Source organism: Paenibacillus sp. P46E, from assembly GCF_001909095.1.
GTDB classification, from domain to species: Bacteria; Bacillota; Bacilli; order Paenibacillales; family Paenibacillaceae; genus Paenibacillus_AQ; species Paenibacillus_AQ helianthi.
In genome coordinates this window covers 16,176-41,167 of the sequence record NZ_LVYZ01000059.1, presented here as the reverse complement: position 1 = coordinate 41,167, position 24,992 = coordinate 16,176, and the positions used below count along the sequence as shown (strand labels likewise).

The following is a 24,992-nucleotide window of genomic DNA, read 5'->3' as shown; positions in this document are numbered from 1 at the left end:
CAAGCCCTCCCGATATTATGTATAATTTTCAAAATCGAAATACGTAGTAAATCGTAAATACAAGCAAAAATAAGGATAGCGCGAATGCACTTTTTAACCAGCCGGGTGTCGCCATTGATTCTTTCCCCGGTTTTCTTGAATTGTAAATATGGGTCCTCCAGGCTTCTGTTGCCGCCTCCGTTCCCGGGAATCCGCCTTTAAGTGCCAGACACAGCCAAGCAGAGAGCTTCTTATCGGGCAAAGTTCTGGCCAGCTTCAGCAGCTCGTCGGCACTTCTAGTCTGCGGCAGCTGGGAGGCAGCTGTCTTCAACCCTTCTTCATCCAGTAAACGCAGACACAGCACTGCAAAGGCAAACAGATCGTAATTCTCGTCACCCATACGGCTGCCCGCATTCCAGTACCCGCGGTCATGCCATTCAGTAAATTGCTTCACACTGCGGCCAAGCGGGCTGGCACCGCCGTAATCAATCAGCTCTGCCTCTCCGTAATTGGACACCATTACGTTCTCTGGCTTCAAATCTCCAAACACAAAGCCGCACTCATGCAGATTGCGTAGCTTCTCCAGCAGCTTGAGGCCAACCAGACCTAACCAGGAGGCCCCGTTCTTGGCTAAAAAATGGTGCAGCGGCCGGCCCTCCACATAACGCATAACATAAAAAGGCACGCTATCAGCGTCTTTAAAATCATCTGATTCGAGTAAATAGGAGGACAAGGGAGATTCACGGTGTGCACGATGCTCTTTTCGCTTCCTGCTGGATTGCAGGCTGGTCAGAACATTGATCTCGGATTGCAGCTCAAGGGTATCGTTACCGATCTTGAGGGCATAGAGCTCCCGTCTGCCTTCCCGCTGCACCAGATATACGGTTCCGTTCGCTCCTCTTCCCAGCATCCGCTCAACGACATAACGGTTTCCCCGCCATTTGCCGCTGATTACTGTGCCGGCAGGATAGGGCGGATTAGACGACATACCCACCAATCATCCCTTCTTTTTCATCGTAACCGTCATCTGTCGGACGTTCACGGTGTCCATCCAGTGTATCATAACGGTAATGCTCAAGCACCTTGAATATGGCCGGTCCAGTAGGCGTGGCCCCGCGCATCTTCAGCTTGGAGAACAAGGAGCGGACCTCCGACACATTATGTGTCCAGTCCATATCCAGCATGGCATCCTCACTACTGGAGCGTCCCGGAAAATGGAAAACGGCTATTTCGCTCTTACCCTCCCGGGCCTCCAGGCTAAGCGCCAGATCACGGATCGCATCTTCTACAGCACCCAGCTTAGGCTTCATGCTCGCACTGGCATCGATCAAAAGCGCAATACGCAGTGGTGAGGTTTCGGTCAGTTCATCGACAACTGTAACCACCTGCGAGCGCTGAAGAGGAGGCAGCTCCTCCAGTGAGCCTTCTCCGAGTATTTTTTTTACCTCTTTATTAACCGCCTGTTGAATCGTCTGAACCACCGTCTTGCGGGTCATCATCTGAATCGTCTGTGCCAGCTGCGGCGTTCCAACGATCCGGCTGATACCGCCACCGGCCTTGGCAATATCGGAAATCTCTTGGCTGCCAAGCTCCCCGATAGTACCATAATCGACTACACCGACCACATTAACGGTGATGCCTTCCTGACGTGCATGCGCCGCAGCCATCACCGGACTCTCCCCTACGTTCGAACAACCGTCAGTAATAAGCAGAATCTGCTTCATGACTGATCACTCCCCTTCCTTGTATATGTTTCTAGCATATCCAAGGTAGAGAGATTTCAAACTCCGCTTAGCGGGATTCCAGATAAAAACCAGCTGTGAATAAGGGGAACTACGAGAAATGTTTGGACTTCCGATCGCTGTTGTCCTCCGATTTCCAGATTAGAACCGCATTAAGCGGTTGAAATCGGAGGACAAAGGCGAACGCTGACGCTTCTACAGTTCCAAACTTCCTCTGCGTTCCTTCAATTCACATCAAGTTGTCAAACTGAAAGAAGGCACCGCTGAGCCAGCGGCTTGGGAAACAAGAGAGACAGGCAGCATTTAGAGGGTTGATTTCCCCTGATGCTCTGAAAAAGTAATTACCTCAACCCGGACAAAAAATATGCTCCACCCGCGGCTATAGCTACAAAAAACAGTGCCAGTTAAATGATAGATTAGCTTACAGTACGCGGTCGCTCCATCCGGCCGATACCCGGCAAATGCAGGCTGGACCATTCCGGATGGAAGTGATCCAAGCGGCTGACTACGATCGTCATATCATCATGGATTTCATTACCTTGATACCGGATAACATTTTCCAGCAGATTATCGGCCAGCACCTGGGGATCATCACCCTCAAGCTCCTGGATTAAGCGTTTCATCCATATTTCTTTATTAACGGCATATCCGGGCGCATCATAAATACCATCGGTCATCATTATTAAAATATCCCCTGGACGCAGCTGCATGCTGACGAGATCAACCTCGATATCCTTGATGATTCCAATCGGCAGATTGCTGGCTGTAATAGGAATGACCTCGCTTCCCCGCCGGATGAAGCTGGGGGCTGACGCGATTTTCATAAACGTTGTCTGCGCTGAATACTGGTCAATCAGCGCCATATCCACAGTCGCATAGAATTCGTCCGGAGAACGCAGGAGCAGAATAGAATTAACGGATTTGACCGCGAGTTTCTCATCCATCCCGGACTGCAGGAGCTTTTCCAGCATCCCGAGCGCGGCGCTACTCTCCATGCGGGCCCGCTCCCCGTTGCCCATACCATCACTGATGGAGACAGCAAAGGTTCCATTACCCAGCTCTACAGTGCTAAAGCTGTCTCCAGACAGCATATCACCGCCTTTGGCCGCTCCGGCAACACCTGTATTAACCTCATAGGCTTTGGCCGATCCAAAGGTCACCATCGACAATCCCTCCCGGGGATGAACCGCCGTTTCATTCACAACTGCAATATTCTCATCCAGAATGTCAGAGAGCAGCGGAGCGATCATCTTCCGGCATTCATCAAAGCCGCGGGTATAGGCATGCACCACTTCGATCTCTACCCGGCCCGGGTCCAGGCTCAGAATCTCAATACTATGGATGGACAGGCCCAGCTTCTCCAGTGCTTCACGAATCTGTCCTTCCTGACGGTACATGGCCTGTCCTTCACGTTTGATCTCTTTGGCCAGGTCCTCCATCACCTGAGACACACCTGACAACTGCTCGGCAACAAATTGGCGGCTGTCGTATATTTGTCTTTTCCAGCGCATATCATGCTGGTATAGATCATATTGACCTTTCATCACTTCCAGTACCTCTGCCGTTTTGCCGCAGATCCGGCTCCATTCCGGCGGAAGCTGGGTAGCCGTAATACCGGGGCACTCCTCCACCGTTGTCATCATATCGGTCATATAGCGGTAGGTCTGATAGAACTTGGCATCCCAGCAATGGGAGCGGCGGATGCAGCCAGAGCAGGCGCCTTCGGTCACAGTATTCATGAAATCTTCCATTTCGCGATCCGATTTACCGGCTTCCCCGGCTCGCGGAATCTGACCGAAGCTGCTCGACAATTGGCGGAATACCTGGGAGAACTGGGTTACCCGATCGGCTGTAATATCCCTTACCCTTCTCGCATATTCATGTTGGGAACGGCTATGGTCTGGCGTGCCTGGTACGTATTTGGCAATGGCAGAAATCATCCCTTTAGGTGTAAGAAGAAACAACACTACCGCTGCGCAGGTCTCCCAGGTAGAGGCCATCACATCACCAGGACCCAGGAAGTAGACGGACAGAATGGTTGAGCCGAGTAGCATCCCAATAGAGACCGCACCTTTGCGCCCGGATTGCATCATGCCTGCCAGCATCCCTGAAAAGGCGAGGAGACTCATCTGATAAATCGCCCCAATATCCGCCAGACTGAGGATCAGTCCGGTAACCACACCAACGGCTGCACCAAGCGGGGCGCCTCCAGCCAGGGCAAACAGCAGGATCAGATAGCGGGATAGGATATGCTCAAGCGATAATTCGCCCACACTCCAGCCCACAAGGCCAGTCATCACTGAGGCTAGCAAAATAATCAGGCAAAGCACTTCCTCATTACGCAGCGCCCTGCTTTTTTGCTTGTACGTAAAGATCGGAAGCGCCTGCAAGAATACCAGAGTAAGTACGAATCCGAGCAGAGCATCCAGTGTTGCCATCATCAGCGAATACCAGGTAATTGAGGGTCCAATGACGATTTGGAACAAGCCGACCATAAACGAAGAGACGAAGACCATCAGCGGCGCATAGGAAAGTTCCACTTTTTGAAAACTCTCCAGTCCTTTATACATCAAGAAAAAGATAATCAGCTCCGCGGCTACCATTACGGCACCGGGGAATGGAGTAAAGAGGCTTCCAAGGATAATTGCACCAGCTACAGGCAATATGGAATCTTTACGCATAAATACAATAACGGCAAAATAAGCTGCAGCAAAAGGGGACAGCTCATCCAGAATCATCGCACGGCCGAGCAGAAAACCCATAAGACTCAGGAGCAGCATCCACTTTTTCACTATGAAAAGCTGGATTACCGGCTGCTTCAGACTCCACGCCTTAGCCCGGTCCCCCCAGCTATCCCTCTGATCTTTGTCATTGTTTCCAGCTCTTGTCCACTCCGGCAAATTCACCACATTGCTTTTACCCATTCCTCTACACCACCCGTTTAAGAATTTATGAGTCTCATTATATAGCGGGGGTCTTTGGAAAGTTTGTCAGAAATGGAGGGCGGCCTGTAAGAAATTTCCGACAAAAAAGCCTGTACCGACATTCTGTGGAAAAGCCTGCGCATCCCTTACGGGACAGCCGGTTGGCGGAATTTATGGAAAGCACTTCCACATTTTACATACCTGCGGCTGCAGATATTCGTCAGCGATTGCTCTGGAGTTATGTGAGAATGGCAAGGATACTGTCGGGAATATATTTCCAGCCGACAAAATAGCCCTGCCAAGTAGAACCTGATTTCACAGTGTCTATTCACTATTTCTGGATTAGCACAGCCTTTTCATTCCGGGCATACAAAAAAACCGCAAAGGGCATTTCGCCCCCGGCGGTTATTAATGATGTACATGTATGAAACTATACGCGCTTGGCTCCACGGCCTCCGCGCTTTCCTTCTGTGTTCTTCTTGATCGAAGATATCCGTTCTTCGCTGTCTTTCAGGAAGCGTGACATTTTATCCTCGAATGAAGGTTTACCGGCTGCAGGCTTGAATGGACGCCCTCCCCGTTCACGATTAAAACCACCGCCGCCTCCACCACTGCCGCCACCGCCGCCGAAACGGTCTCCACCGCTTGGACGTTCAGGTCTTGGAGCTCTGGGGGGACGTACTTCCGATGCCGGCTTATCTACGGCCTGCTTGATGGAAAGTCCGATCTTACCGTCCTTGTCAACGTTAATCACTTTGACGGTCACCACATCAGCAATCTTCAAATGATCATTAACATCTTTGACGTAATTATCGGCGATTTCCGAGATGTGAACGAGACCTGTGACACCTCCTGACAGATCCACAAATGCTCCGAAATGCGTGATGCCTGTCACCTTGCCCTCTAACTTGGTGCCCACTTCAATTGCCATAGAATAAAATGATCCTCCCTTAAAAATATACAGACGAATATAAAGTCCATCCTGTCTGCGGTGATTTGATTATACAGTAAAGAACAAATCAAGGCAACACAGCGAAAGCCCCTTTTGGCCTGCTTTATTCCCCTGATTGCTCTGTACGAATAGGTGTTTCGCCTTTAGGATACATATTGTACCATTTACGCGCCAATTGTCCGACATACTCATCATCATTCAGGCGGGATACTTCATATTTCAATTGATTAAGAGAAGTTGTCACCGTCTCATTGCTCTCTTGCTTCTTGGCGAGCTGTTCACTCTTTTCTGCAATAGCCGCACTCTGGGCAAAGAAAATAAAACCGGCCCAGCCGAAAAACACAGCAACGACGAGCGTCCATATGAATTTTCTTCTCTTCGCGCCTGCGGCCGAAGCTTTATGGCTATTCCCCTTCTCTTCCGCAGAGAATCTGTTCATGCAGCGTTCCTCCAGTTCAAGGTCAGTGTTTCCTTTTGGTGTGTATCCATGCTATGCATCTCGTGACCCAGCCGCTGTGGCGGAGCCGGGAGACATGTGGAGAGATCCACCTTACAGGAAATACCCAAATGGGCTTCGTTAGACGCAGCAGCAGCTTTAGAATAAATAACAGGATACGGCCCAGCAGCTGCAGTATGCCTCTCAAGAGGCGCCACAACAAGCGCAGCGGTCCACCTATTAACACTTCTATAACTCTCCATAGCAGTCTGCACGTATACTGAACCGACTGAATTAACATTACCACAAAACGGCGCACCGTAACACTGAAGATTAAAAAATAGATCCATACACCTAGAAACAGGCCTAAGAAGACATAAAACCTCAATTGTCCCTGATTTCCGGCATAAAGCATGCGAAAGACCAGCAGCGCAGCCCATATCCAATACAAGAGATCGAGAAGCGCATTCAGCCACTTGGGAAAGCTTAATTTCAGTGACAGCACCCGGTAGCTGTCATAGGCCAGTCCCATGGCTGTGCCAGCCAGCATCATATAGAACAGGGTCATCCACTGAACTGTGGGATTCATTTAAACAGCTTGCCGAGTAATCCTTTATTTTTGCCTTGCGCTCCGGGATCCAGATAAATCAGCGATTGCACATTGCCCTCCAGAGACAATATGCCATTCTCCAGACTTAAGTTTTTGATATGTAAATGATTTCCCCGAATGGTGAGATGGCCAAGTTCCGTACGCAGCAGAAACTCTTCACTGTCGAAGCTTTCCACGTTCTGCACACCGGTAAGCTCCAGCTGTTTGCGGCTGTGCATGTGCAGATCGTGCTGTTTATTGACTTTTACTGGCTCGATCATAGCATGTACCCCTCCTTCTTGATTCTAATCTATGGGGGAAGGAGAGGTTATAGAACAGAAACAAGTGGAACCGGCTAATTTACTGCGTGAAACCTAGAAACTCTTATATTTTCAAAAAAAGCGCTACTCCACAGAATGCAGAGCAGCGCTTTTCTCAGAAACTTTACGAATCTGCTTACCAGTCGAGGCCGCTGCTTTTGGCAACAGGCTCTTCACGAAGCAGTGTATACATACCTGCGGCCTCGTCCTTGCGGGTCGTTTCGACCAGCTTCTCCACTTTGACCGTCACAAGTTTTTGACCGAATTGCACAGTGATCTCGTCGCCGATCTTCACTGTACTGCTCGGCTTGGATTCTTTCCCGTTGATCAGCACCCGGCCTTGTTCGGACACATCCTTGGCCACTGTGCGGCGCTTGATCAAGCGGGAGACTTTCAGGAATTTATCAAGACGCATTAGTTGACGGCTTCTTTGAGCTTGTTGCCAGCCTTGAAGGCCGGTACAGTCGATTCAGGAATTTCAATCGGTGTGCCCGTTTGCGGGTTGCGGCCGGAGCGGCCGGAACGTTTGCGGGTTTCAAAGGTACCGAATCCGATCAGCTGCACTTTATCGCCTTGTGCAAGAGCTTCGGTAATTTCGCCCAGTACTCCGTTCAATACAGCTTCAACATCTTTTTTTGCCAATCCGCTTTTTTCGGAAATGTTGTTAACCAAATCTGTCTTGTTCATAATTTGAAGTTCCTCCTAGGATACAAAAAAATAAATGAAACGCGATTGTGCGCCAGGATATGCCGCAAATCGTCATTTCGTCTTTATGATATTCTTGATGCCAACCCGAATTCCTGCCACGAACCGCCAATTTTTTAAAAATATAAGTCTCAATATGCTGAGTGCTATAGAGTAACCCTCTATATCCAGCCGAAAAATCCCGGGCTTATAGCACTATAACATTATAAACTACTCTTTGCATTTCAAATCAGAGATTTGCGCGCATTCACAGCATTGCCGCTTTATCGGAGAGCTATACCGGATGTACGGGCAACCCTGTAAAATTAGAGCTTTCGTTCTTCTTTTTTGGCTTCCTGCCAGAGCGCTTCCATCTGTTCCAGACTGCTCTCCTGAACCGAAGTTCCCTGGCTGCGTAACTGCTGCTCAATGTAATGGAACCGGGAGACAAATTTGCGGTTGGTGCGGGTTAGCGCCTCTTCCGGGTCTGCATCGATAAAGCGGGCGGCATTGGCTGCCGCGAATAACAGATCCCCTAACTCCAGCATCTGCTCCTCCGCTGAAGCACCGTTCTCAATAGCTTCCTGCAGTTCGTCTGCCTCCTCACGGACTTTGGCCAGAACGTCATGAACGTTGTCCCAATCAAAACCTACTCTGGAAGCTTTCTTCTGCAGTTTATAGGCTTTCATCAGCGCCGGAAGATCGCGGGGAACTCCACTAAGCGCAGAGTCAGCTTCAGGTTTCAAGCCCTTGCGCCGTTTCTCCTCAGCCTTCATGCCCTCCCAGTTCTTCAGTGCCTCCTCGGCATTGCCCGCTTCGGTATCCCCGAATACATGCGGATGACGGAAAATCAGCTTGTCATTGAGGCCTTCAATCACATCATAGACATTAAAAGTTCCGAGCTCCTCTTCCATCTGGGCATGCAGCATAATCTGGAGCAGCAGGTCACCGAGCTCCTCCTTCATATGATCCGGGTCATCTTCGTCAATGGTTTCGAGCACCTCGTAGGTTTCCTCAATCAGATTCTTGCGCAGCGACTCATGGGTCTGTTCCCGGTCCCAGGGACAGCCCTCCGGACTGCGCAGAATATCAACGATCTCATGCAGACGGGCAAAGCTGCGCCGTCTTGCGTTCTCTTCGCGGTTCGCCGGAACATAGACAAGCGAGAGATTGCCATAGCCTGTAAGGCGGTCAAGCTCATAGAGTGGTATACGGTCTATCTGCTCTTCACCCTCTACTCCGAGCGCATGGCCTACAACGACCTCATACTCCGGCGGATACAGCTCCATGAGGCACAGCTTGGTTTCCGAAGCCGTAAAGCTGTCGTACACCTGGCCGATCAGCGTATGCAGTTCGGGCTGAAGCTGGGAGCTGCGAATGCCCGAGGCATCCAAAAGCTGAAAGCCTTCAATCGGATCAAAACCCAGACGCACAAAAGCCTCGTCCAGGAAGCTTTCCCCGCCTAGAATATCCAGCTTGATTCCCGCCTGCGGGCAGCGCTCCCGCAGCAAAGAAACAGCCGACTCCGCAACCATCGGATGTCCTGGAACAGCATAGACAATTTCTGTGTCCGACGGCGCCGAACCCGCTTCCTCGATCAATTTCGCCGTAATTGCTTCATATACCTCAGGAAAAGAAGACAACGATTCATACAGGCTGTCGAACGACTGTGAAGAAATCTCAAGCTCAGCCAGAGCCGCCATGACCGGATGCTCTGCAGTCCGCACGTAAACGATAGATGCCGCCTTCAGCTTCTTGATAATTCCCAGTGTCAGCCGGTCCGGATTCCCCGAGCCAAGCCCCACCACTGTTAGTGTTGCACTCATGCGATTCTACTCCTTCCAGGCGGCCGCTGCCCTTAATAGCATATGACCGCTCTATGTACTGCTGGTACTTCAATCCGTGCCGCATTTCAGCAGAACTGCTGGCGTTGATTCATAACCGGGCCAGAACCTTTACGGAAAGGCCGGAGGGATTAGCCTAATCCAAACCAGAGCTGCCAGCTCTAGGGAAATAGGCGCAGCTTCTTCAGCTTGTCCGCCAGCCTCGGGCCAAAGCCCGGCAGCTGGCGCAGTTCACTTTCGCTCAGCAGGCGCAGGACTACCGCGCCGATAGCGAAGACAGCGCAGCCTGCGAGCACGCCGAGCAGGCTCTGCGCCAGGGCCGCGGTGCGGCTGCCGCCAAGGCCCGCGGCATCTGCCGCAGCGCCGGTGCCGTAGCTTACGGCGACAGCGGCCAGGGCCAGGCCCGCCAGCAGCAGCGCGGGCCGCAGTAGGGCATCTGCCAGGCGCAGCCGCAGATGGCCCTGGCGGTGCAGCAGCAGCACGTTCAGCGCTGCTGCGAACCCATGCGCGGCCACGCTGGCGATGGCCGCGCCGGTAATGCCCTGCTGCGGCACGAGCAGCAGGTTAAGGGCCGCCTTGAGCAGCGCGGCGGCCAGGAGGTGCAGCGCCGGCGCGCGCACGGCGCCAAGGCCCTGCAGCAGCGCGGCCGAGATGATGCTGACCGTACCGCCGGCGGCGGTGAAGGCCAGCCAGGTCATCGTGCTGCTGCCCGCAGCGTCGCCGTAGAGCGCCACATTGATCGGCTCCGCAAGCACCGCCAGGCCTGCGGAGGCGGCCAGGCCCAGCAGCCAGAACCAACGCAGCGACAAGCTGACGCGGGTCTGGATTAGCCCCAGGTCGCCCCGGTACTTGGCTTCTGCGAGTGCCGGGATGAAGACCACAGACAGCGAAGTAGCCAGCATCGTGACGATCTGCACCAGCGGCAGGCCGCGGTTGTAGATCCCGAACTGCGCCATCGCTGCCGCTTCGCTCCCGCCTGAGGACAGCAGGCGGGGCACGGTGAATACATCCACAAGCCCGATGAGCGGTACGGCCAAGGCCCCCAGCATGACCGGAAGCCCATAGGCCAGCAACTGCAGGGTACGTGTGCTTGCCTTCGGGCTGGCGGGAGCTGCCGTCCTCTGCTCTTGTGTCCATGAGGTCTCAGCCACCACTTCCGATGCGGCAGCAAGCTCAGGCTCTGCTTGACGGCGGCGGTGTCTCCGCAGATATAGCAGCATGATGAGCAGGCCCGCGCCACCCCCTCCCGCTGATCCCAGCAGCGCCCCGGCGGCAATACCTGACGCATCTGCATGGATCGAAGTCAAATACAGCAGCAGTACGATCATAACAGCAACGCGCACCGACTGCTCGGCCACCTGGGAGACCGCAGTAGGAACCATATTATGCAGACCCTGAAAATAGCCCCGCAGCGCAGCCATTAGCGGAACAACGGCCAGCCCCCACGCGCTGGCCCGCAGTGCTGGGGTAATATGCGAGTTGCCGACCCATGCCGAGAGGAGTGGCGCACCTGCATAGACCAGAATTCCAATTACCACCCCGCTTACTCCGGTAAGGACAGCGGAGAGTTTTAGTATCCGGCGTCCTTCCTGCTCCTCCCTACCCGCGGAAGCCTCTGCCACGAATTTGGAAACAGCTGAGGGCAGCCCCAGCATCGCCACCGTTACCAGCATGGTATACAGTGGATATACTGTGTTATAAATACCGAATACAGCATCTCCGCCCAGATTTTGCAGCGGGATTTTCTGTAGGGTGCCAATCAGCTTGGAGAGGATGGCTGCTGCACTAAGAATGAATGCCCCTTGCAGCAGTTTCGAGCCTTGCGATTTAAGTTTCATACATATACCTGCTTCTACAGCTATAACTGCTATGATGGGATGAATTTCTATATTATAACGCATAGGGACACCCCACGACAAAAACCCCGCCTCCCGCTTGGCTTATTTCGCCAAAGGGGAAGCGGGGCCTCCGTGCCACAGCAGTTACTGCTCCATTTGTTTGCCCAGAAAGGCAGCAGCGGTTTCGGCCATTTTCACTTCCATCTGCGCCATTTTCACCGAGTCATCCTTATTCAGCAGGACGACACAACCGATGGGGTCTCCACCGGAAATGATAGGTGCAGCCACATACGAAGAGACGGATTCCGGATGGTCTTTACCAATCTCGTAGCTGCCTGCATTCGTTTCAAGCACCGTCTTCCGGCTCTCCATTACTTTCTCAAGCAATACGCCAACCTGTTTCTCTAGATAATCTTTTTTTGAACCTCCAGCCAAAGCGATAAAAGTGTCCCGGTCGGTGATCATGGTAATATGGCCTGTTCCTTCAAAGAGTGATTCTGCATACTCCTTGGCAAAATCGCCCAGTTCCCCAATTGGAGAATACTTTTTCAGTATGACTTCACCGTCACGGTCGACGAAGATTTCCAGTGGATCACCTTCACGGATACGCAAAGTACGTCTAATTTCTTTGGGGATAACAACTCGGCCGAGGTCATCAATACGGCGAACAATTCCAGTAGCTTTCATTTCACATGTTGCCCCGCTTTCTTAAGAAGTATGGTCCAACTACTGTCCATTATGGGAATGGATAATCCCAGTGATTTATTGAAATATCTGACCATAGTATTCATCTCTTCCCAGTTCCTTATACATCGTCCGGCATGTATTATATTAAACGGGGACGGCCCCCTCGCATCATGCGAGGGGGCCGTCTTAATGATATTTGTTGTATATTATTGGGCCGCTTCCGTTGCAGCCGGAGCCTCAGCGCTTGGTGCCGCTGTAGGCTCTGTTCCGCCAGTTGTTGCTCCCGCAGCTGCAGAGCTCTTCGGCAAATTAATTTTGACATCGAGCGACTTCAGATCCTTCTCAAGGTACGATTCCAGAGCCTGGGACGCGAGCGACCCCTTGATGGTTTCCTTTTGTTCATCGGTCAGCTTATCAAAAGGAGTTTCTGTGCGGGATTCCACTTCCATCACGTGATAACCGTAGACGGTCTTGACCGGATCACTAATCGTATTCAGCGGCAGCGTCTGGGCTGCCTTCTTGAATTCCTCCACATAACCGCCCAGGACCTTGTCCTTAATTTCGCCGCCGCTTTCCTTGGACCCGGTATCATCCGAGTATTCTTTGGCTGTCGCAGCAAAGTCCGCTCCTCCATCCAGCTTGGCCTTCACTTCCTTGGCCAGCTTCAGCGCATCCGCATCGGTACGTTCCTTACCTGCAGCATCCTTAAGACCGATCAGCACATGGCGTAGCGTAGCTACCGTGAAGTCGCCTTTGGTTTTTTCAAACTCAGCCTTTACCTGGTCGTCCGTAACTTTCAGCAGCATGTCCTGATATACAGTCAGTACACGCAGCATGTAGGCATGGATATCTTTTTCTGTCAGATTGGCTTCCTTCAGCGTGCTTTCATAGGTCTCCCCTAAGCCTTTCTTAATGGAGTTTACTTGTTCGTCTGCTTGCTTCTCAGCTTCTTTCTTCGCGGCATCCGTAGCTTTACCGGACAGATATTCAAATGCGACCTCCTGCTTCAGGATGGATTCCTTGAAGGCGTCAATTTCCAGGTACTGCGCCTGCTGTGGCGACAGAAGTTTCATAACACGGGTATCCATTTCAAATTCTTTTTCGGTAATCGTACCGCCTTTGTAAGTAGCTACCGCTTTGCTGTTATCTTCAGCGGCATTATTGTTATTATTGCTGCTGCAAGCTGCCAGCATAGAGAAGGAAATGGCTGCCGCAAGTGAAACCAGCAGCACTTTCCAGGATTTTGTTTTATTTGATGACATCATGTAATTCTCCCTTCGATTTTAAAGACTGTTTGGCCGCCGCCAGGAACTGTTCCAGCAGATCAAGCAGTTCCTTGTCCCCCAGATCCTTTGATTTCACACGGATAGTTGCCTTGGCGTCCCTATCAAATTGTACACGTCTTTCAAAGTTATTTCCAACCTTAGCGAGCTTTGCCGTGTCAAAAGCGCCGGTGCTGCCTTCATGGAAGTTAAGCGAGACCTCATCGCCCCGCCGGACCATCGATTCCATTCCGTAGAGCTTGCCGTATACCTTCAGGCGGGCTACAGATAACAGATTGACAACAGCCTCAGGCAGTTCACCGAAACGGTCGAGCAGCTCGTCTTCAAGTTCTGCGGCATCCTCAAGGGCAGCCACCGCAGCAACTTTCTTGTATATCTCTATTTTTTGAATACTGTCATAGATATATTCGGATGGCAGATAAGCATCAATCGACAAGTCAATTACCGTATTTCCTTGCTTAAGTGAGGTATCCTCTTCACCCAGCACGCTGACTTTGCGTTTGCGGATCTCTTCTGCAAGCATCTGCGAGTAGAGGTCAAAACCGACAGACGCAATGAATCCGTGCTGTTCAGCACCAAGCAAATTGCCCGCTCCGCGAATGGAAAGGTCACGCATGGCGATTTTGAACCCGGAGCCAAGCTCCGTAAATTCCTTAATCGACTGCAGCCGCTTCTCGGCTACCTCAGTAAGCACCTTATCGCGCTGGTACGTGAAATAGGCATAAGCAATCCGGTTGGAACGGCCCACCCGCCCGCGAAGCTGATACAGCTGGGACAGCCCCATTTTGTCAGCATCATGCACAATCAGCGTGTTAACATTCGGAATATCTACCCCTGTCTCGATGATGCTTGTGCTGACCAGTACATCGTATTCCCCATCCAGAAAGTCAAGAATGGTCTTCTCCAGCTCTGACTCCGACATCTGGCCATGACCAATACCGACCCTAGCTTCCGGAACGAGCATGGAGATTTGCGCAGCCATTTCCTGAATACCCTGTACGCGGTTATACAGATAATAGACCTGCCCGCCCCGGGCCAGCTCACGCTCTACAGCCTCACGGGTAAGCGTCTGGCTGTGCTCTACCACGTACGTCTGTACAGGAAAGCGGTTCTCCGGCGGTGTCTCAATGACTGACAAGTCCCTCACACCGAGCATGGACATATGCAGGGTCCGGGGAATAGGTGTAGCCGTAAGAGTAAGTACATCAACATTGGTCTTCAGTTTCTTGAGCTTTTCCTTATGTGTAACCCCGAAACGCTGCTCCTCATCCACGATCAGAAGACCCAGATCCTTAAAGACCATATCCTGCGACAACAGCCGGTGCGTACCAATAACCACATCTACGGTTCCCTGTCGTACACCCTTGATCGTCTCATTCTGCTCCTTGCGGCTGCGGAACCGGCTGAGCACCTGAATGTTAAGCGGATAGTTGGCAAAACGCTCGCGGAAGGTCTCATAGTGCTGCTGGGCAAGAATCGTCGTTGGTACCAGAACCGCAACCTGCTTGCCTTCAATCGCAGATTTAAATGCGGCACGAATGGCTACCTCCGTCTTGCCATAGCCTACGTCACCGCACAGCAACCGGTCCATCGGACGGTTCTGCTCCATATCCTTCTTGATCTCTTCAATGGCCCGCAGCTGATCGCGCGTCTCTTCATAAGGGAACATCTCTTCGAATTCGTGCTGCTCCTGGGTATCCTTCTCAAAGCCATAGCCCAGGGCACTCTGACGTTCAGCATAGAGTTTAATCAGATCATCGGCAATATCCTGTACCGAAGACCGCACCTTACTTGTAACTCTCGTCCATTCATTACCGCCAAGCTTATATACCTTCGGCTCCTTATCTTCCGAGCCCACGTACTTCTGAATCAGATCAATTTGTTCAATTGGTACGGAGAGTTTATCTCCTCCGGCATACATAATATGCATATAGTCCCGGTGAATTCCGCTGACCTCCAGCGTCCCGATTCCCATATACTTCCCGATCCCGTGATTTTGATGAACAACATAATCACCAATCTTGAGTTCAGTGTAACTCTTGATCCGTTCAGCATTATCAATGCCTTTGGAAACCTTGCGCGCCTTGCGCTGCTTCTGGGAGAACATTTCTCCTTCGGTAATCACCGCAAGATGAATGGAAGGCAGCTCAAAACCGGAACCCAAATTGCCTTGTAGAATGGTAGGCTCCTCAATGCCATAGTCGTACAGAACCCTGCGGACACGCTCCATCCGCTCTTCACCATTCGCCAGCATAATCACTTTCACGCCGGATTTGTGCCACCGCTCCATCTCCGATTTCAGCACATTCATCTGGCCATGGAAGTCCTGCATTCCACGGCTGATAAAGCCCAGAATATTCTGCGGCTGAATATGGGGAACCTGGCGCAGGAAAATCGACATGAACAGGCTTTGAAACGGCCGCTGATACATAACGACATCACTTTCCACAGAAAGCTGCAGATCAGGCAGTGTCTTTCCGTTTTGCAGCAGGTGCAGGTTCCATTCCGATTCATCCCGTTCAAGCTGCTTCGCGGTTTCCAGCAATCTCGCTGGTTCATCCAGCACCAGAATCGTATCCTTCGCCATGTAATCGTACAAGTGGGTACGTTCAGGATATAAGAGACTAATATATTTATAGATTTCCGGAAAATAAGTGCCTTCGCGGAGCATTTCCAGCTCCCGGCCCATTTCCTCGCGCAGACGCAGCTTCGCCTGGCGGTCGGCCATCTTTTCGAGCTGCCGTTCCAGCATTGCCGCTGCTTCCGTAGAAGCCATATCCTGGCGCAGCTGATCAGCAATAATTTCCTTGGCAGGTGTGATCTTCACGCTGTTTACCTTGTCGATCGAACGCTGGTCCTGCGGATCAAACGTACGGATGGAGTCAACCTCATCATCAAACAGCTCCACCCGGTAGGCCAGGGGAGAAGTCATCGGATAGAAATCAATAATACCGCCCCGGACACTGAGCTCGCCGCGGTTCTCTACCCGCTCCACCCGTTCATAGCCCATCTCAATCATGGACATCAGGAACTCATCAAGGACAAGCGTCCCATCCTGGGAGATCGTTACCTCTGCGTCTGCCATCACATGTGGCGAAGGAAGCAGACGGCGTACACCGGAATAGGGAACAATAACAACGCCACGGAAGCCCTGAGCGCATCTCGTCAACACATCAATCCGCTGGGCAAGCGTCTCAGGGCTTGAGACTGCAGCCTCAGCGGCAACCAGCTCATTGGCAGGGTAGAGCAGCACGCGATCCGGGGAAAGCGCTTCCTGCAAATCCTCAGCCATCTTCTGGGCAGAAAACATGTTATGAGTAACTACAAGCAGCGGACGCGAAGTTTCTTCATGCAGCGCCGCCAGCATGATTTGTCTGGCCGAACCGGACAAACCCGATATGAGCTGCTCCTTCATACCCGCAGCTACACCTCGGGTAACGGACTGAAAATCGGGATCTTTGGAAAAAGCTTCTATAAGACCTTGTAACAACAGGCGCACCTCTCTTACTAAACAGGCTGGCCCTGCCCCGACGGGCAGATGCCACCTATTATAATTAGAATCGAAAACAAGCCTTAGCGTAAGGCCAAGGCTTGCGGATGACGATAGAGACAGCCGCTGCCATTTACTGAAGCGGACTGGCCAGCAGACTGAGCTCGGGGTTATTGTCCAAGGCCTCCTTGCAGTAGTCGCAAGTCACCTTTACCGTAATCTCGCCTTCTGAATCATACGCTATGATATCTCTGCGCTCCGCAGGGGTCAAGGAATGTAGGCCCAACTGCATTTCTGTAATATCACTTCTCTGGATGCTTCCCAGAAAAGTCCGGCAGTGCCTGCATACATAGTTTATTGCCATCTATATGCCTCCTGAAGGTAGTATATTACCTTCAGTATGCCCCGCCTGATTTAGCTTTAGCCTTAGGAGAAATTATCGCCTGCAGGCAATCAGCCATTAAATTTAGCCATAGTCTGCTCAAATGTATGCTTCATACTGAACTCCAGAGCGGCACAGGTGTCCTGAATCATCATTTCCAGCTTATCCCCATCCTTCTTAGGGAAGGTAGATAGAACATAGTCAACAATGGCAAATCCGGGCTCAGGCCGGGATATTCCCATCCGCACACGATTAAAGGTTTGGGTACCGGTATGCTGTATGATGGACTTAATCCCGTTATGGCCGCCGGCGCTTCCCTGGTAGCGCAGCCGGACTTTACCCATTTCCGTATCCAGGTCATCATACACAACAATCATATCTTCAAGCTGTACTTTGTAATAATCCATATAAGCACGAACCGCTTCCCCGGATAGGTTCATAAAAGTCATTGGTTTAATCAGAACGGTTTTGACACCGTCAATCACACCTTCACCAATAACAGACTTACATTTGTTCTGATTAAAAACTATACCATTTTTAGCCGCCAGTTCGTCCAAAGCCATAAAGCCGACATTATGCTTCGTTTTGGCGTACTGCGGTCCGGGATTTCCGAGTCCAACTATCCATTTCATGATGCGGCTATCCTTTCTTTCTTGGCACCTCTCGGCAGAGGCGTTCCGTTTTTGGTACAATAAGCGTATATTCCAAAGACAGGTGATGAAACATGCTACATCAAGGCGATATCTTAACGCTTCAGCGCCATTTCCAGTACCACATCCAACATGCTGTGCCTGTCGAGGTATATAGAGGCAACCTGCACGTTGATATCGGGATGGTGACAGCTGTGGATGAAGGTTTTGTGGAGCTTCAGGGGACCCTTTATAACCGTACCCTGTTCACCTTCGTCTCTCGTCCGGGATACTAGAGGCAGCTTTCGCATTACGCCGACAAGGGTTACATCTTCCTCGCGAAAGGTGTAACCCTTTTTCTATGCCCTGGGCAGTCTATTCTATTTCAAACAATTTACTGATCGACAGCTCTTCATGAACGCGGATAATAGCCTCGCCCATCAGTGGAGCCACGGACAGAACCTTTAGCTTCGAGGTCGGATTGTTGCTGCGAATTGGAATGGTATCCGTCACGATAATTTCTTTGATTGGCGAGTTTTCCAAACGTTCATGTGCAGGACCTGATAATACGGGATGGGTGCAGCACGCATATACTTCCTTCACGCCGCCTTCCATCAGAGCATTTGCTCCCAGTACAATGGTTCCCGCTGTGTCGATGATATCATCGATCAGAATCGCCGTTTTGCCCTCGATATTACCGATGATGTTCATAACCTCACTGACATTTGGCTCTGGACGGCGTTTGTCGATAATCGCCAATGGTGCATTCAGGAAATCAGCAAGCTTTCTTGCCCGCACAACACCGCCATGGTCTGGAGACACTACAACAGGGTTCTGAATCTGCTTGGAGCGGAAATACTGAGCAAGAATGGGAACACCCAGCAGATGATCTACAGGAATATCGAAGAAGCCTTGAATCTGCATCGCATGAAGGTCCATGGTAATGACGCGATGTGCCCCTGCTTTTTCAATCAGGTTGGCTACCAGCTTGGCCGTAATCGGATCACGGGAACGGGCCTTACGGTCTTGGCGCGCATAACCGTAGTAAGGAATCACGACATTGATGCTCTTCGCAGACGCACGCTTGAGTGCATCTACCATAACCAGAAGCTCCATCAGATTGTCGTTAACCGGTCCACAGGTGGACTGTACAATATAGACATGACAGCCCCGGACACTTTCCGACAGCTTAACCTGAATCTCTCCGTCGCTGAAGCTGGTGGTGTGGGATTCTCCCATGGGTATGCCGATGTAGTCGGCAATTTGACTGGCCAGCTTAGGATTGGAATTGCAGGTGAAAATCTTTAGTTTGGAATCGCAATAAGTCATAAAATATAAACCCTCCGTGACGGAATTTAACTTCCAAGTGAGCGCCGGCGCGGATTTACGGGTCCGACCGGCGCCTTGGCTTCTAGCGCTCTACGATGGACCCGGATTAGCCTTTCTTGGCTTTGGCCCGGGCACGGATCTTCTCGGCATACCCTGGCTTGTTCTCCTGCCTTACTCTGGCAATAGCCAGATCGTTCTCTGAAACTGAACGGGTAATGGTCGACCCGGCAACGACAAATGCACCCTTACCCACTGTAACCGGAGCTACAAGGTTCACATTACTCCCGATAAAGGCATCATCGCCAATCTCAGTTCTGGATTTATTGTAGCCGTCATAGTTAACGGTAATTGCACCGCAGCCCACATTTACATTCTTACCAACCGTCGCATCGCCGACATAGCTCAAATGCGAGACTTTGGAGCCATCTCCAATGCTGGCATTCTTAATTTCCACAAAATCACCGATTTTAACCTCTTCCCCAAGCACAGCACCTGGCCGCAAATAGGCAAAAGGTCCAACAGAGGTTCTTGCTCCGACCTGGGCTTGATTCAGCACGGAGTGCTTCACTTCAGCACCATCCATGACCACGCAGTCCTCAATCTCGCTGGAAGGCCCGATGATGCAGTCCTCCCCGATGACAGTCTTCCCTTTCAGGGTGGTTCCCGGATAGAGTGTAGTATCTGCTCCAATGATCACATCAGCTGCGATGTAGGTGGAAGCAGGATCAATAATGGTTACCCCGTTCAGCATGTGCTGACGGTTGATGCGCTGGCGCATCAGACCTTCGGCTTCCGACAAGGCTAAACGGTCATTAACGCCAATAGACTCCGCAGCATCATGAGCTTGATATCCCAGTACGATATCCCCCTGTGCCCGGAGTATTCCGATAACATCGGTTAAATAATATTCCTGCTGGTTATTGCTGTTCGTAACCTTCTCCAAAGCTGCAAACAGCTTGGCGTTATCAAAACAATAAGTCCCCGTGTTGATCTCGTTTACAGCAGCTTCCTCCGGAGAGCAATCCTTCTGCTCTACGATCTTCAGCACGCCGCCATCCTTACCTCGAATAATCCTTCCATAGCCTGCAGGCTGCTCCATGACAGCTGTAAGTACGGTTGCAGCCGCATTCTGGCCCTCATGCAGAGCCATAAGCCCCTCCAGCGTTTCCGCCGTCACGAGCGGCGTGTCTCCGCAGATTACAACTGTTGTGCCTGTTTCGCCGCCGAGAAGGTCTTTAGCCTGCTTTACGGCATGGCCTGTACCCAGCTGCGTTTCCTGAAGAACATATTCCGCATTCTGGCCCACATAGGCTTTAACTTTCTCCGCACCGTGTCCGACAACAACAACGGTGCGCTGGCATCCGGTCGCTTTTACTGTATCAAGTACATGCCCTACCATCGGTTTGCCGCAGACGGGGTGCAGCACTTTGTATAATTTAGATTTCATGCGCTTGCCTTGACCTGCAGCAAGTACAACAGCCATTCTTTTCAAGAATGCCAACCCCCTACTTCTTTAGCTCACTACTGAATATATCTCATTCCGGGCAAAAAGAAAAGAGAACCATGAAGGCATGGTTCCCTTTTCTTCGAACCCCAATAAAAAAACGGCATGGCCTTAAGCCGCCCAAGTAAGGGCAGCCGTCCTTCAGAGTAAGCGACTAGCTTATGCTCCCTCTTCAATGACCTCTTCTTCTTCAGTAGCGGCGCGATCATACTCGGCCAGAACCGCGGATTGAATCTTCTCGCGTGTTCCCGAAGAAATCGGGTGTGCGATATCGCGGAATTCCCCGTCCGGTGTACGCTTGCTGGGCATTGCAACGAACATCCCGTTATTACCGTCGATGACGCGAATGTCATGAACAACAAACTCGTTATCGATTGTAATGGATGCGATTGCTTTCATTCTCCCCTCAGAGTTAACGCGGCGGAGTCTGACATCCGTAATTTGCATGTGTGTGTTCACCACCTTTTTCCATCAGAGACTTGGTGTATAATTCCACACAGCAATGCGAATTCCTTCTTTTGGATTCCATAAAATGTCTGATGAAGAAGATTATTTTTGCCATACCATCGTTTTCGACACATTTCGTGAAGTTCTCTGTGTTTTCCTCACAGATTCGACATTTTAGCCAGTCTTACAGATGTTAGGTTTACACCACCAATCAAGCGAAAAAATAATTCCCCGGATGTGCAGAGATCCGCCGTTCCTTGGAATCCACTTCACTTAACTTCACAAGGGATACATAGTCATGGAGCAGGCGTTCCTCCGTTTCAACAGCTCCGGATTCAACCAGCACACCTACACCGGCAACCTCAGCATTGAATTCACCCAGAAGATCGACCATGCCGCGTACGGTTCCACCCGCCTTCATGAAGTCATCCACAATTAGCACCCTCGACTTCTCCCTCAGCGCCCGTCTGGACAGCGACATCGTATGTATGCTTTTATGCGATCCCGAAACATAATTGATGCTTACTGCCGAGCCCTCCGTCACCTGATGGTCGCGGCGTACCAGCACTACCGGAAGTCCCAGCTGCGCGGCTGTGGCATAAGCCAGGGGAATACCCTTGGTCTCTACTGTCATTACCACGTCAATCTCTACACCATAGAAGGCTGTGGCGATAATCTTACCGGCCTGCTCCATCAGAGACGGAAGCCCAAGCAGATCAGACATATACAGATATCCGCCAGGCAGTATACGGTCACTTTGTTCAAGCTGGCTGCACAGGCCGTCTACGAAGGCTAACGCCATGTCTGTAGGCATCCTCGGAATATAGCGAACACCACCAGCCGCACCGGCCAGTGTCTGCAATTCCCCCATGCCTTCCCCTTCAAATACCTCTTTTATAATAGCCAAATCTTCACTTACAGATGACTTCGCCGCTCCGTACCGGTCTGCAAATGTGGATAGCGGGAGAAGATCATGCGGTTTTTCAAGTAAAAATTGGGTCATGTCTACCAAACGTTGGCTTCTTTTAAGTTTTTTCACGGAATGCTCCTCGCCAAAACCGAATATTATTAAAAATAATATCACTTTTGTACGGATTTACACAAGCATGGGGATCCATTCGACCACCGTCAGACAGCGTTTACTTAGTTCAGCGAACGCACAGCGTATACTTCTTTGCAAAATCCGCGCAGCCCATTGTAAATTCTGGCTACCTTCGATTGTTTCGACACCAGGCCAAATACTGTTGGCCCGCTGCCAGACATGAGTACGCCATCTGCACCCAGCTTCACCATAGTGTCCTTTAACTGCTGCACCTCAGGATGCAGCTTCAGCGTAACATCCTCCAGTACGTTGCCGAGCCCCGCACAGACGGCTGCGAAGTCGCCTGCGGCGATCGCCTCCTGCATCCGGGAAGCGGACGGATGCACAGCGATGTTGTTCGCGCGTACGCGTCCGTACACCTCAGCCGTCGATACATTAATCGGCGGCTTGGCCAGGACGACCCAGCACTGCGGCGGACTCGGAATGGGAGTCAGCCGCTCGCCTCTGCCCGTTGCCAGGGCAGTGCCGCCTGTGACACAGAACGGGACGTCCGAGCCCAGCTCGGCGCCCAGTTCCTGCAGCTCCTGCGCCGGAATGCCGAGGCGCCAGAGCCGGTTCAGGCCACGTAGCGTTGCCGCGGCGTCACTGCTGCCGCCAGCGAGGCCGGCAGCCACCGGAATCCTTTTGTCCAGATGGATATGCACACCGCTTCTCACGTTATAGCGGTCTTTAATAAGCCTCGCCGCCTGGAAGGCCAGGTTCTTCTCGTCCAGCGGAATATATCCGGCTTGGCTTGAGATAATAATGGAATCCCGTTTCAGCTCAGACAGCTCCAAGCGGTCCGCCAAATCAACCATAGTCATAATCATTTCAACTTCATGAAAGCCATCCGCGCGTTTATGCAGCACATCCAGCATCAAATTGATTTTTGCTGGCGCTTTTTCATACATTTTCAAGGCGTTCACCCACCCTCAGCTTTTCCCGTAAAAACAACTTAACATATTATATGAGAAACTCGTAACGAAGTCCATCAAGTAGAAAAGGTTTGCCGTCCTTTTTTTGCATTTTATCAAAAGTTCAGTACATACCTAAAAGGCACTGCCGTCGTGGCAGCACCCCTCACTGAGTTATTCCTGCAAGTCCTATTACGATTTGCGTGCGGCTTCTTCAGCCAGCTGAATAGCTCTTTTGACCATATTCCCTGCATCTTTCGCCCGAATTCCGCCCCAGCCATCACGTTCTACTGTCTCATAAAAACCCAGTTCCTTGGCCAGCTCCGTCTTCAATTCCTCAGACATCATACCCCGTTTTCTGCGGCTCATTAACAGAATCCCTCCTTAAAATAATGGATGACGAGATTGTTGCTGCTTTAGTATGCTGCCAAGACCGGATGGCCATTCAGCCAAAAACAACAAAAAACAGCCTCCCCAGCGGGAGACTGCCCATAAACCGTTAAGCTTTAATATACATAATCCGCATCTGCCCATCATCTTCGCATACTGTGATTTCCACAGATTCAGTAAGGATATCGGCATAGCTGTAGGAGACTCGCTTGAAGGTTTGCTGCTCCTGATCCAGTTTGACAATAAATACAGAAGGGTACGTTTCTTCCAGGACACCGGTGCGTTCAACGGTTTTACGACGGCCACCGTTTGCACGCAACGTGATCTTATGACCGACGTGAGCTTCGAGACTGCGTTTAATTTCCAACAGCGCGTTATTAGCCATTGCCTGACGACCACCTCTTTCCTTGTCCATTATACAACTTTCCGCCTTCATTGTCAAATCAAATGAATAATTATAGATGATGGTAAAAACGTTGTCAACGGAATTTTTTTAGCATAGAGCAAGGCTGACATTAAATCCTTGTTAGCCGTAATATCAGAGTGTCTTATTCAAAAAGCAAGAAACACCGTAAACAAAAAAACCCCACAAAAGTGGGGTTTTTCTGAAATGTCTGTTCACACATCCCGCGGCTACATCATCACCGATGGTGCTACCTTTAGAGTAGACAGATTCTGCAGGCGAGGCATCCCGATACGGAAGCTGCCGCGGGTCTCGATTCCGCCCATACCCTGGCTGCCGCTGATGGTATTATTCAGCACATCCCCCAGGCTGACGGAATCCCGTATGGAAGTAAAGGATGCCTTTGCCGCTATATAGACCGGATCCAGGGCATGAATCAGTATTCTTCCGGGCGAGCTGGCAAAGTTGGCCCCCGCACCTAACAGTGCTTCGAAATGGGACTGGCAGGCTCCTGCCACAATAGTCAGCGTATCAAAATTCCGCTCATATTCCCTCGCAACCCTAATGGCTGCTACGAAGTTCTGCGAATTTTTGTAACTACTCAGGCTGTAGAGATCATAAGTATACTGCTGCTTAAGTACTCCGTCATGCCCGGTAATGACAACAATATCCGGACGTACATGCGGCAAAAGCCGGTACAGCGTTTCGGCCATCTTTGACTCATGAATATGATGTCCTTCAGCAGGGATCCGAAGCTGCTCGTATAGACTAAGGCTCTTCTTCAAATACAGTGCATCACCATCCAGGTGCAGCACCTTTCCCGGCACCTCAAAGTAGGCCAGCTCCTTGGGAGACTGGGGCCATACCCCGGAGATACTCTCTCCGCTGCGCTGGCTCTGCTCCTGCCGGTCTTTACGCAGCCGGGTCAGGGATTCAGTGGCTTTAATCTGCGCCTGTTGTCCCCGCTCGGTAATACGGGTAGGAGGCACCTGCACCAGGTCTTCCAAAGGCGCATCCGCCAGCAGGCGGAATTCAGTGCCTTTGATGACAGCACCGTTCTGCACGATATTCTCCACCCGGAACGTTACATCGCCACCGTAAGATTTGCGAACGACCAAGTCTCCTAAATTCATTTCAAACACCAC

25 protein-coding genes are annotated in these 24,992 nt (G+C 51.2%); 1 reads left to right on the top strand and 24 read right to left on the bottom strand.

What is annotated here, in order from left to right; genetic code table 11:
* Positions 1–28 precede the first annotated feature (28 nt).
* The 16 genes from A3849_RS22815 to pth form a co-directional block, all read right to left on the bottom strand.
* Positions 29–967, bottom strand: coding sequence for a serine/threonine protein kinase (locus tag A3849_RS22815; protein WP_074113467.1), 939 nt, complete (start codon positions 965–967; stop codon positions 29–31).
* A complete protein-coding gene (locus tag A3849_RS22810; protein WP_074113455.1) occupies positions 957–1,703 on the bottom strand; it encodes a vWA domain-containing protein in 747 nt (248 codons plus the stop codon). The genes A3849_RS22815 and A3849_RS22810 overlap by 11 nt, the downstream gene beginning before the upstream one ends.
* Before the next feature lie 434 nt (positions 1,704–2,137).
* Positions 2,138–4,645 carry a stage II sporulation protein E gene (gene spoIIE, locus A3849_RS22805; protein ID WP_074113454.1) on the bottom strand — a complete coding sequence of 836 codons (2,508 nt, stop codon included), beginning with the start codon at positions 4,643–4,645 and terminating at the stop codon, positions 2,138–2,140.
* Between the two features lie 430 nt (positions 4,646–5,075).
* Positions 5,076–5,576, bottom strand: a complete 501-nt coding sequence (locus A3849_RS22800; RefSeq protein ID WP_036696437.1) for a S1 domain-containing RNA-binding protein — start codon at positions 5,574–5,576, stop codon at positions 5,076–5,078.
* 124 nt (positions 5,577–5,700) lie between these two features.
* Positions 5,701–6,036: an FtsB family cell division protein gene (locus A3849_RS22795; protein ID WP_074113453.1), complete on the bottom strand. Its 336-nt coding sequence runs from the start codon at positions 6,034–6,036 to the stop codon at positions 5,701–5,703.
* Between the two features lie 22 nt (positions 6,037–6,058).
* The gene (yabQ, locus tag A3849_RS22790) at positions 6,059–6,622 is read right to left on the bottom strand and encodes a spore cortex biosynthesis protein YabQ (protein ID WP_074113452.1); all 564 of its coding nucleotides are present in this window, start codon (positions 6,620–6,622) and stop codon (positions 6,059–6,061) included.
* Positions 6,619–6,903: a sporulation protein YabP gene (gene yabP / locus A3849_RS22785; RefSeq protein WP_074086929.1), complete on the bottom strand. Its 285-nt coding sequence runs from the start codon at positions 6,901–6,903 to the stop codon at positions 6,619–6,621. Before yabP ends, yabQ begins: the two co-directional genes overlap by 4 nt.
* A 175-nt stretch (positions 6,904–7,078) precedes the next feature.
* Entirely contained in the window at positions 7,079–7,357 is a 279-nt protein-coding gene (locus A3849_RS22780; protein WP_038584395.1) for an RNA-binding S4 domain-containing protein, read from the bottom strand.
* Positions 7,357–7,629, bottom strand: a complete 273-nt coding sequence (locus tag A3849_RS22775) for an HU family DNA-binding protein (protein ID WP_074086928.1) — start codon at positions 7,627–7,629, stop codon at positions 7,357–7,359. Before A3849_RS22775 ends, A3849_RS22780 begins: the two co-directional genes overlap by 1 nt.
* Before the next feature lie 323 nt (positions 7,630–7,952).
* Positions 7,953–9,452 (bottom strand): bifunctional methyltransferase/pyrophosphohydrolase YabN, encoded by a 1,500-nt coding sequence (gene yabN, locus A3849_RS22770; protein ID WP_074113451.1) that lies wholly within the window; start codon positions 9,450–9,452, stop codon positions 7,953–7,955.
* A 179-nt stretch (positions 9,453–9,631) separates the two neighbouring features.
* Complete coding sequence (locus tag A3849_RS22765; RefSeq protein WP_074113450.1) at positions 9,632–11,308, bottom strand: putative polysaccharide biosynthesis protein; 1,677 nt, start codon at positions 11,306–11,308, stop codon at positions 9,632–9,634.
* Positions 11,309–11,452: 144 nt separating this feature from the next.
* Positions 11,453–11,995, bottom strand: coding sequence for a stage V sporulation protein T (gene spoVT, locus A3849_RS22760; RefSeq protein ID WP_074113449.1), 543 nt, complete (start codon positions 11,993–11,995; stop codon positions 11,453–11,455).
* Between the two features lie 206 nt (positions 11,996–12,201).
* A complete protein-coding gene (locus A3849_RS22755) occupies positions 12,202–13,257 on the bottom strand; it encodes a peptidylprolyl isomerase (protein ID WP_083613629.1) in 1,056 nt (351 codons plus the stop codon).
* The gene (mfd, locus tag A3849_RS22750; protein ID WP_074113447.1) at positions 13,244–16,768 is read right to left on the bottom strand and encodes a transcription-repair coupling factor; all 3,525 of its coding nucleotides are present in this window, start codon (positions 16,766–16,768) and stop codon (positions 13,244–13,246) included. Before mfd ends, A3849_RS22755 begins: the two co-directional genes overlap by 14 nt.
* 133 nt (positions 16,769–16,901) lie before the next feature.
* The gene (fin, locus tag A3849_RS22745; protein ID WP_074086922.1) at positions 16,902–17,132 is read right to left on the bottom strand and encodes an anti-sigma-F factor Fin; all 231 of its coding nucleotides are present in this window, start codon (positions 17,130–17,132) and stop codon (positions 16,902–16,904) included.
* Between the two features lie 89 nt (positions 17,133–17,221).
* Positions 17,222–17,782: an aminoacyl-tRNA hydrolase gene (pth, locus tag A3849_RS22740; protein ID WP_074113446.1), complete on the bottom strand. Its 561-nt coding sequence runs from the start codon at positions 17,780–17,782 to the stop codon at positions 17,222–17,224.
* A gap of 92 nt (positions 17,783–17,874) precedes the next feature.
* Here pth and A3849_RS22735 point away from each other — a divergent pair, with 92 nt between their 5' ends.
* Positions 17,875–18,075, top strand: a complete 201-nt coding sequence (locus A3849_RS22735) for a hypothetical protein (protein ID WP_074113445.1) — start codon at positions 17,875–17,877, stop codon at positions 18,073–18,075.
* A 79-nt stretch (positions 18,076–18,154) separates the two neighbouring features.
* Here A3849_RS22735 and A3849_RS22730 read toward each other — a convergent pair whose 3' ends face one another.
* From A3849_RS22730 to yabG, 8 genes are all read right to left on the bottom strand, one after another.
* Positions 18,155–19,108 (bottom strand): ribose-phosphate diphosphokinase, encoded by a 954-nt coding sequence (locus tag A3849_RS22730; protein WP_020425824.1) that lies wholly within the window; start codon positions 19,106–19,108, stop codon positions 18,155–18,157.
* Positions 19,109–19,214: 106 nt separating this feature from the next.
* Positions 19,215–20,600 carry a bifunctional UDP-N-acetylglucosamine diphosphorylase/glucosamine-1-phosphate N-acetyltransferase GlmU gene (gene glmU / locus A3849_RS22725; RefSeq protein WP_074113444.1) on the bottom strand — a complete coding sequence of 462 codons (1,386 nt, stop codon included), beginning with the start codon at positions 20,598–20,600 and terminating at the stop codon, positions 19,215–19,217.
* Between the two features lie 171 nt (positions 20,601–20,771).
* The gene (spoVG, locus tag A3849_RS22720; protein WP_020425826.1) at positions 20,772–21,059 is read right to left on the bottom strand and encodes a septation regulator SpoVG; all 288 of its coding nucleotides are present in this window, start codon (positions 21,057–21,059) and stop codon (positions 20,772–20,774) included.
* Between the two features lie 211 nt (positions 21,060–21,270).
* Positions 21,271–22,098 carry a pur operon repressor gene (purR, locus tag A3849_RS22715; protein ID WP_074113443.1) on the bottom strand — a complete coding sequence of 276 codons (828 nt, stop codon included), beginning with the start codon at positions 22,096–22,098 and terminating at the stop codon, positions 21,271–21,273.
* Positions 22,099–22,202: 104 nt separating this feature from the next.
* The gene (ispE, locus tag A3849_RS22710) at positions 22,203–23,057 is read right to left on the bottom strand and encodes a 4-(cytidine 5'-diphospho)-2-C-methyl-D-erythritol kinase (protein ID WP_074113442.1); all 855 of its coding nucleotides are present in this window, start codon (positions 23,055–23,057) and stop codon (positions 22,203–22,205) included.
* A 189-nt stretch (positions 23,058–23,246) separates the two neighbouring features.
* On the bottom strand, positions 23,247–23,423 hold the full coding sequence (locus A3849_RS22705) for a small, acid-soluble spore protein, alpha/beta type (protein WP_074113441.1): 177 nt from the start codon (positions 23,421–23,423) through the stop codon (positions 23,247–23,249).
* Positions 23,424–23,553: 130 nt separating this feature from the next.
* Positions 23,554–23,829 carry a biofilm formation stimulator Veg gene (gene veg, locus A3849_RS22700; RefSeq protein WP_019914493.1) on the bottom strand — a complete coding sequence of 92 codons (276 nt, stop codon included), beginning with the start codon at positions 23,827–23,829 and terminating at the stop codon, positions 23,554–23,556.
* Between the two features lie 248 nt (positions 23,830–24,077).
* Positions 24,078–24,980, bottom strand: a complete 903-nt coding sequence (yabG, locus tag A3849_RS22695; RefSeq protein WP_074113440.1) for a sporulation peptidase YabG — start codon at positions 24,978–24,980, stop codon at positions 24,078–24,080.
* Positions 24,981–24,992 lie beyond the last annotated feature (12 nt).